Source organism: Bacteroides sp. CAG:189, assembly GCF_000432295.1.
GTDB lineage: Bacteria > Bacteroidota > Bacteroidia > Bacteroidales > Bacteroidaceae > Bacteroides > Bacteroides salyersiae.
The window spans coordinates 1-7,726 of record NZ_HF991105.1; the positions used below are offsets into that span (position 1 = coordinate 1).

6 protein-coding genes are annotated in these 7,726 nt (G+C 38.8%); 2 read left to right on the forward strand and 4 right to left on the reverse strand.

Translation table 11 applies throughout. The features are described from left to right. Positions 1-485: 485 nt before the first annotated feature. Positions 486-956: a hypothetical protein gene (locus QVP90_RS14425; RefSeq protein WP_005930231.1), complete on the forward strand. Its 471-nt coding sequence runs from the start codon at positions 486-488 to the stop codon at positions 954-956. Between the two features lie 97 nt (positions 957-1,053). On the opposite strand, the gene QVP90_RS14430 is transcribed toward QVP90_RS14425, so the two are convergent. From QVP90_RS14430 to QVP90_RS14440, 3 genes are read right to left on the reverse strand one after another with little or no spacing between them, the layout of a single operon-like run. Beyond that, complete coding sequence (locus QVP90_RS14430) at positions 1,054-1,521, reverse strand: GNAT family N-acetyltransferase (RefSeq protein ID WP_021936827.1); 468 nt, start codon at positions 1,519-1,521, stop codon at positions 1,054-1,056. 3 nt (positions 1,522-1,524) lie between these two features. Further along, positions 1,525-2,007: a GNAT family N-acetyltransferase gene (locus tag QVP90_RS14435; RefSeq protein WP_005930239.1), complete on the reverse strand. Its 483-nt coding sequence runs from the start codon at positions 2,005-2,007 to the stop codon at positions 1,525-1,527. Positions 2,008-2,020: 13 nt separating this feature from the next. Further along, a complete protein-coding gene (locus QVP90_RS14440) occupies positions 2,021-2,782 on the reverse strand; it encodes a class I SAM-dependent methyltransferase (RefSeq protein WP_005930241.1) in 762 nt (253 codons plus the stop codon). A gap of 507 nt (positions 2,783-3,289) precedes the next feature. On the opposite strand from QVP90_RS14440, the gene QVP90_RS14445 reads away from it, so the two are divergent. Further along, the gene (locus tag QVP90_RS14445) at positions 3,290-6,031 is read left to right on the forward strand and encodes a glycoside hydrolase family 3 C-terminal domain-containing protein (protein ID WP_021936828.1); all 2,742 of its coding nucleotides are present in this window, start codon (positions 3,290-3,292) and stop codon (positions 6,029-6,031) included. Positions 6,032-6,236: 205 nt separating this feature from the next. Here the strand turns inward: QVP90_RS14445 and QVP90_RS14450 are convergent, their stop codons facing one another. Then, a complete protein-coding gene (locus tag QVP90_RS14450; RefSeq protein ID WP_288204631.1) occupies positions 6,237-7,724 on the reverse strand; it encodes an IMP dehydrogenase in 1,488 nt (495 codons plus the stop codon). Positions 7,725-7,726 lie beyond the last annotated feature (2 nt).

Consider the following 7,726-nt stretch of genomic DNA (forward strand, 5'->3'; position numbering starts at 1 on the left):
TACCCCTCAGATTTTTACGTTGACCCTTCAGTATTATGAGGGGAAAAGTATAATAGGGAACAATCAAATCTAACCATAGGTTACAATTGTCTTATGGTTATGGAACAGATATTTAATGAGGAACAGCAGGAAAAAGCGCAATTTATTTCGAATCATCCTTTGGCTAAGTTATCGGACTTGCGCTCAAATGAAATAAAAGATTTGGCGACAGTGTAGTGTTGCTATTCAGGCAAGATTGACGGTAATGGTTGTGCTTTCCGACTGTTGACGAATTTATACTTCTTCTCAATAGCTACGTTGTTATTACCTTGAAGGGTAGTAATGATGCCAAAATTGACTATTGTAAGGCATTGGAAAAGTCACACACGGAACATTCGACGGAAGGCTTTCAGCAGTTGGTTGTTGAAGTGGAGATAGCTGCTTTGCAGAGGTATTTGTCTATCATAGCTTAACAGGTTATTTGAGAAGAAGTAAATTGTAGACATATGGATATTAAGGATAAAATAACTCAAACCCTCATAGGTATAACTGCTCAATTGCAGGAAATAAGTTCAGAGTTCTATATTATAGGTGCGTCTGCTATGATTTTGTCGAATATAAAGATAGGAGAAACATCAGATATTGATATTCTGACAACTGAAATGAATGCATCTAAGTTGCAATATTTACTGAAAGCGTATATGGAAGTTTCCCCTGAAACCAAAGAGAATGATTTATTTCACTCTAATTTTGCCAGATTTAATCTTCCTCTAATGGATATAGAGGTCATGGGAAACCTCCAAGTCAAGAAGAATAATATTTGGCAACCTGTTTGTGTACAAGAATATAGAGAAGTTTCAGTTGGAAAAATGATTGTCAGAATACCAACAATTGAAGAGCAAAAAAGAATTTTATCTCTTTTTGGTAGAGAAAAAGATTTAAAAAGACTTCAAATATTGAATCAGTACTCTTTATGATGTGTCATATAGGGAGTATCATTGGATATCAGATTATATTATAATGGAGCAGACTCTCCGGAAAGGAGAGATTCTATATTTATCAGTACCTGTATAATTATTCAAGTACTTGTTTCTCAGCTTTTAAAGATGAAGTACATTTTATCATAGGAGTGTATTTCAGCCCATCGGTTTCTTGCTTTTCATTTATTTTTGAAAAGCCTAAACTTTCGTAGAACCTCACAGCATAGGATGAAGAATTTACAGTTATTTTGTCTGCTATTTGATTTGCATAAGCATAGTCGAACAATTTTCTGCCTATACCTTTGCGATGATGGTCGGGATTTATAAAAAACAGAGAGATATGTGCACCGTTGAGCTTAGTCCCGATAATACCGATAAGCTCATTGTTATCAAAAGCTCCGCAAACAGTGAGTTCATTCATCAGCTTTTTGTTGTGGATGAACTTTTTAAATGTTTCTAATTCGTTGGTGTCAAAGTCGGTTGTTCCGCACTTGGTAAATACATCAAGTGATAGTGCAACCGCTTTGTCATATTCCTCATGATTTAATTGTCGGATATTCATACTTTATTTTGTTAAATTCTTCGCCATCCAGTAATTAGTCAGACAAAGCTGATTAGCCCTGCGCTTTTGTTCTACTTCTACTATGTAACCCTGTTTTTCAAAAAAAGGACGGGCGGTTATGCTTACTTCTGATGTAATGCGCATAATCCCTTCTTTAATAGCATATCGTTCTATTTCTTCCAAAAGCATAGTTGCGATACCTTTACCTTGAAAGTCTTTGTGGACGAACATAGAGTGTAGGTATCCTTGTGGGGTGATGGATGAGAAACCTACGAGTTGAGACTGCTGATTAACGGCAACAATAAAATAGTGAGTTTCTATCATCTTTCCTATTTTGGAAAGATCATCTCCGCACGATGCCCAGTCTTCAACTTCCTCTTGTGAATAATCATGCCTGTTTATTACAAGTACGGTATTTTTATATAAATCCTTTAGCTCAACGATGTCCGATTGTTGTGCTACTCTGATCGTGAAATCTGTTTTCATTTTCTATTTTGAATCAGTGATTGAATGTTAGAACGTATATCTGCTTTTCCGAAGTGTCCTTAAATACTTCTTCTTCAAAACTTCCAAACTTGTGGATGATATTAAATCCGGCCCATTTCAGATATGAATCTAATTCCTGAGGGAAAAATAATCTCATATCCATATTTTGAATTGACTGAAACTCACCATTTATAAAATAATGCCATTTTATACGGTTTATTTGAGTTGCATTTTCATAATGCATTATTTGTTTTATCAATACTTCCCTACCATCATTGGTTGTATATTCGGCAATTACTTTTTGTTCTTTTTCGCTTTCGACAATATACTGAATATTGGGATTAAAGCAGTCTAACAGAAATAATCCTCCTTTTTTGAGATGATTTTCAACACTCTTTAGTGCTTTAAATAAATCTTCATTTTTATATAAATGATGGATTGAATTGAAAGGAATAAAGATAAGGTCGAATTTCTCTTGTAAATTTAATGTCCTGATGTCTGCTTCAATAAAATTGATCTCTAATCCTGCTTCGAAAGCTTTTATTTTTGCTTGCTTCAGCATTGATGGAGTGTAATCAACTCCACTGATATGGTATCCGTCTTTTGCGATTGGAATCGTAAGCCTGCCTGTGCCACAGCAGAGTTCAAGTATTTTAGCATTCTTGTTTTGAGGTAACCACTTCTTATAAAATTGCAAATCAGATAAGAAGATGTTTAATCCATCATATATATTTGCGTCATAAATCAAATCACCAACTCTATAATCTGTATTCATTTTATTTTTAAATTATATTTATTGTACAATCTTATTGAAGTGCATTTTTATTAGTGCTAACTTGTTTATGGGTATAACTCAGATATCTTTATCATGCTATACGTTAGTAATAGTGTGTGCCTTTTCCTGAAATTTATGTATATATGCGCAAAATTAATAATTTCAATCATAATCTTGTGAATCAAATAAATAAAAAAACAACTCTTCTGAGAAATATCTTGTATTCCTAAAAGCATTCAACCGAAAAGACGCACTCTTTTATATGCTAAATGGTATAGCTGATGGACGGCTACGTATAACTTTACCGTTGGATTTACAAGTAATAGTTTTGTGAAAGTGATTTGTTTGTATGGTAAATCGCCTATACGAAGCGCTATTATGGTGGAATATCTATGCGAAAAGAGGGATTAATGAATAAGTTCCTCTTTTCGCATTAGATATTCCACCTTTATTTTTCTCATGGATGGTAATTTTGCTGATATAGATTTATTAATGAATATAAATACCATGAAGAAAAAAACAATTACTCTTACAGCAATGTCACTTGTGGTGGCAAGTTGCGTAATGGCGCAAACTCATCCCTTTCAAGATGAGTCGCTCAGTTTTCACGAACGTGCCAAGAATCTGGTGTCGTTACTTACTTTGGAGGAAAAAATCAATCAGGTAGGACATCAGACATTGGCTATTCCCCGTCTGAATATAAAGGGATATAATTATTGGAATGAGGCTATTCACGGTGTTGCCCGTTCCGGACTGGCTACTTCGTTCCCGGTATCGAAAGCGATGTCGAGTACTTGGGATTTACCGTTGATATTCGATTGTGCCGTGGCTACATCAGATGAGGCACGTGTATATAATAATACAAAGGATAAAGGGCTTATTTACTGGTGTCCTACTATTAATATGAGCCGTGACCCGCGTTGGGGACGTGATGAAGAGAACTATGGTGAAGATCCGTTCCTGACGGGAAAAATAGCGGTGGAATATATAAAAGGTATGCAGGGAGACGATCCGAAATATTATAAGACAATAGCGACAGCCAAGCATTTTGCTGCAAATAATTATGAGAAAGGACGCCATAGTACATCGTCGGATATGGATGCGCGTAACTTACGTGAATATTATCTGCCTGCTTTTGAGATGGCCGTTAAGGAGGGCAATGTACGCTCTGTCATGAGTGCGTATAATGCACTAAACGGTATTCCTTGCGGTGCTAATCATGAATTGCTTATCGATATTTTACGTACAGAATGGGGATTCAACGGCTTTGTTACTTCGGATTGCGGTGCGGTAGATGATGTTTACCAATCGAACAGGCACCATTTTGTGAATACTGCTGCTGAGGCTTCTGCGGTATCTATTGTGAATGGAGAAGATTTGAATTGCGGAAATACCTTTCAGGACTATTGTAAAGAAGCGATTGAAAAGGGATATATGCAAGAAGCGGACCTTGACACTGCTCTTGTAAGAGTATTTGAGGCGCGTTTCTCTGTCGGTGAATTTGACAATGCTTCCAATGTTCCTTGGAGAAGTATTTCTGACGATGTTCTTGATTGTGAAGAGCACCGTCAATTGGCATATAAGGCAGCACAGGAGGCTATCGTTTTGCTGAAAAATGACAATAATATACTCCCGCTCGATAAAACGAAAAGTGTTGCCGTTATCGGTCCTTTTGGTAATACAATCACTCTTGGAGGGTACTCCGGTTCACCAACGGCGCTAACTACTCCGTTTGGTGGCATTGCTGAAAAGATTGGGTACGTGGTAAATGACGGAACCATACAGTTTGAAGATTGTGAGGAACAAAGTGTACCGTCGGATAGCAAACGATTGACACATGAAGCTAACGGGTCTGCCGGAAATTTGGGATATATTTTCAATGGCGATTGGGTTGCTTTTAATGATATTAATTTGGGAGAAGGAAAATCAAGAGTTGACATTTATTCGGGTGCCAAGAACAACAATGCGACCATTGTAAAGTTCTATCTTGATGAAATAGATGATACACCGGAGGCGACTGTCACATGCCCTGCAACCGGTAACTGGAGTAAATATGAAATAACGACTGCAGAAGTCGACCCGAATGTATTCAAAGGGATACACAAGGTGTACGTACAGTTTGAAGGCGGAACAAACGGGGATAAGTATTGTGCGAATATGGACTGGTTTAAATTTTATGATCCGAATGCAAACAATCCGCTTGAAGAGGACGGTCCGCTTTACCTTTATAAGGGATGTGCAGTTACGGGGACGGCTGAAACAAACCTTGAGAGAGCCAAAGAAATAGCTGCCAAGGCGGATGTCGTTATATTTGCTGCCGGGACAGACCTTACCGTTTCCGATGAAAGTCATGACCGCACTAATCTTAATTTGCCGGGTGACCAACAAAAACTTTTGGAAGCTGTTTATTCGGCTAATCCGAACGTCATATTGCTGTTGCAGACTTGTTCGTCCGTGACAATCAATTGGGCTAAGGAGCATGTTCCGGCTATTATCGAAGCCTGGTACGGTGGGCAGGCACAAGGAAAAGCGATTGCTGATGTTTTGTATGGAGATTATAATCCTTCCGGTAAACTGACTTCTACTTGGTATAATGCGCTGAGTGATTTACCCAACGGTATGCTCAATTATGATATCCGCGATGCAAAATATACTTATATGTATCATGACAAGACTCCGCTTTATCCATTTGGATATGGTATGAGTTATACCACATTCGAATATCAAAAATTGAATATTAGCAAGAGCAGGCTCGCGGCAGGAGAGGAGTTGATTGTTAGTGCGGACATTACCAATACGGGCAAGTATGCCGGTGCGGAAATCGTTCAGTTATATGCTCATGTAAATTCAAGTATAGAACGTCCGCTTAAACAGCTTGTCGGATTTGCACGTGTAGAATTGGAGCCCGGTGAAACGAAAACTGTCACAATGCCATTGAAGCACGAACAATTGTCTTATTTTAATGAACAGACGAATACATTTGATGTGGAAGAAGGAAGCGTTGATATTTACGTTGCTGCAAGTTCGGCTGATGTACGGTTGACAGGTAAAATCAATACGGAAGCTGCAACTGTTAAAACCACTTATAAATCGGCTCCTACCGGTATACAGGATGTAATAAATAATCTTAAATTGCAAAACGATCGGATATACAATATTTCCGGTTATTGTGTCGGTACTGTTGAAGACTTCGAAAGATTGCCTAAAGGTTTTTATATTGTCGGTAATAAGAAAGTGATTAAGCAATGACTGTCTGGACGTTTTAAGAACTTGTTTCAACTTTCCTCTTAAAATTAACCTCAGTCCGCTATAAGAATCATCTTGTAGCTTTTAGGAAAAACAGTTGCTAATACAAAGCAAGATTTCAGCAAAGTTTTGCATCAAAATATGGAAAGGGTGTCAAAAGTCGAACTTTTGACACCCTTTATGGTTATTTTCGTTCAACGAAAAGCGATTATGCTTTTTCTTTTAAGATCACATCATGGGCACCACCTTCAACAATACTTGTTGAAGAAACCATTGTGATTTTAGCATTTTTCTGTAATTCAGGGATATTGATGGCGCCGCAGCTACACATCGTTGCTTTTATCTTGCCTAATGTTACAGCAAGGTTATCCTTCATTTTGCCGGCATAAGGTACGTAGCTGTCCACCCCTTCTTCAAATTTCAATGATTCCGTTCCTCCCATATCGTATCGTTGCCAATTTTGTGCGCGATTGGAACCTTCACCCCAATATTCCTTCACATAGTTGTTTTTGATACAAAGTTTTTTAGTAGGTGATTCATCGAAACGGGCAAAATAACGTCCCATCATCAGGAAATCGGCTCCCATTGCCAAAGCAAGTACCATGTGATAGTCCTGAACCAAACCGCCATCGCTGCAAATAGGTACATATATGCCTGTACGGGCTTTGTATTCGTCACGAGCTTTGGCTACATCTTGCAAGGCGGTAGCCTGTCCGCGACCAATGCCTTTCTGTTCGCGGGTGATGCAGATGGATCCCCCTCCGATCCCTACTTTGATAAAATCTGCACCAGCTTCCACTAAATATTGGAATCCTTCTTTGTCGACAACATTTCCGGCACCGACCAACACTTTATTGCCATACTCTTTTTTAATCCATGTCAATGTTTCGTATTGCCATTCCGAATATCCATCGGAAGAGTCAATACAAAGTACATCTACTCCGGCTTCAATTAATGCGGGTACGCGGTCTTTGTAATCGCGACTGTTGATGCCGGCACCGACTAATAATTTTTTGTCCGGACTGGATACTTCGTTCGGATTTTCTTTATGGCTGTCGTAGTCTTTGCGAAATACGAAATAGGCTAAGTTTTGATCTTTATCGATTATGGGGAGGGTGTTGAGTTTATGATCCCAGATAATCTGATTGGCTTCACTGAGAGTCAGACCGACTTCACCCACGATCAGCTTTTCAAAAGGAGTCATGAAATCTTTGATCTTTTTGTCGCGGGCATCTCTTGAAATACGGTAATCACGGCTGGTGACGAGTCCGAGCAATTTGCCGTTCGGAGTACCGTCATGAGTGATTCCGATAGTAGAATGGCCGGTCTGTGCGAGTAAGCGGAGTACATCGTCCAATGTGTGTTCCGGAGTCAGGTTGGAATCACTGGTTACAAAACCGGCTTTGAACTTTTTGACCTTCCGAACCATTTCAGCCTGGCTGGCGATGGGTTGTGAACCGAAAATGAAAGAGAGACCTCCGTTACGTGCCAGTTCGATGGCCAATTCGGGGCCTGATACTGATTGCATAATTGCCGAAACGAAAGGAATGTTCAATTCAATTGCTGATTGTGTACCGAGATTGTACTTTACCAATGGTGTTCGTAGCGAAACATTAGAAGGTACACACTGTTTGGTAGTAAGACCGGGAATAAGTAAATATTCACCAAAAGTTCTGGAAACTTCTTCTACATAAATAG

What these genes read in the sequence shown, in the direction of transcription:
- QVP90_RS14425 (WP_005930231.1), top strand. Translation starts at nt 486, where the DNA reads ATGGATATTAAGGATAAAATAACTCAAACCCTCATAGGTATAACTGCT.
- QVP90_RS14430 (WP_021936827.1), bottom strand. Translation starts at nt 1,521, where the DNA reads ATGAATATCCGACAATTAAATCATGAGGAATATGACAAAGCGGTTGCA.
- QVP90_RS14435 (WP_005930239.1), bottom strand. Translation starts at nt 2,007, where the DNA reads ATGAAAACAGATTTCACGATCAGAGTAGCACAACAATCGGACATCGTT.
- QVP90_RS14440 (WP_005930241.1), bottom strand. Translation starts at nt 2,782, where the DNA reads ATGAATACAGATTATAGAGTTGGTGATTTGATTTATGACGCAAATATA.
- QVP90_RS14445 (WP_021936828.1), top strand. Translation starts at nt 3,290, where the DNA reads ATGAAGAAAAAAACAATTACTCTTACAGCAATGTCACTTGTGGTGGCA.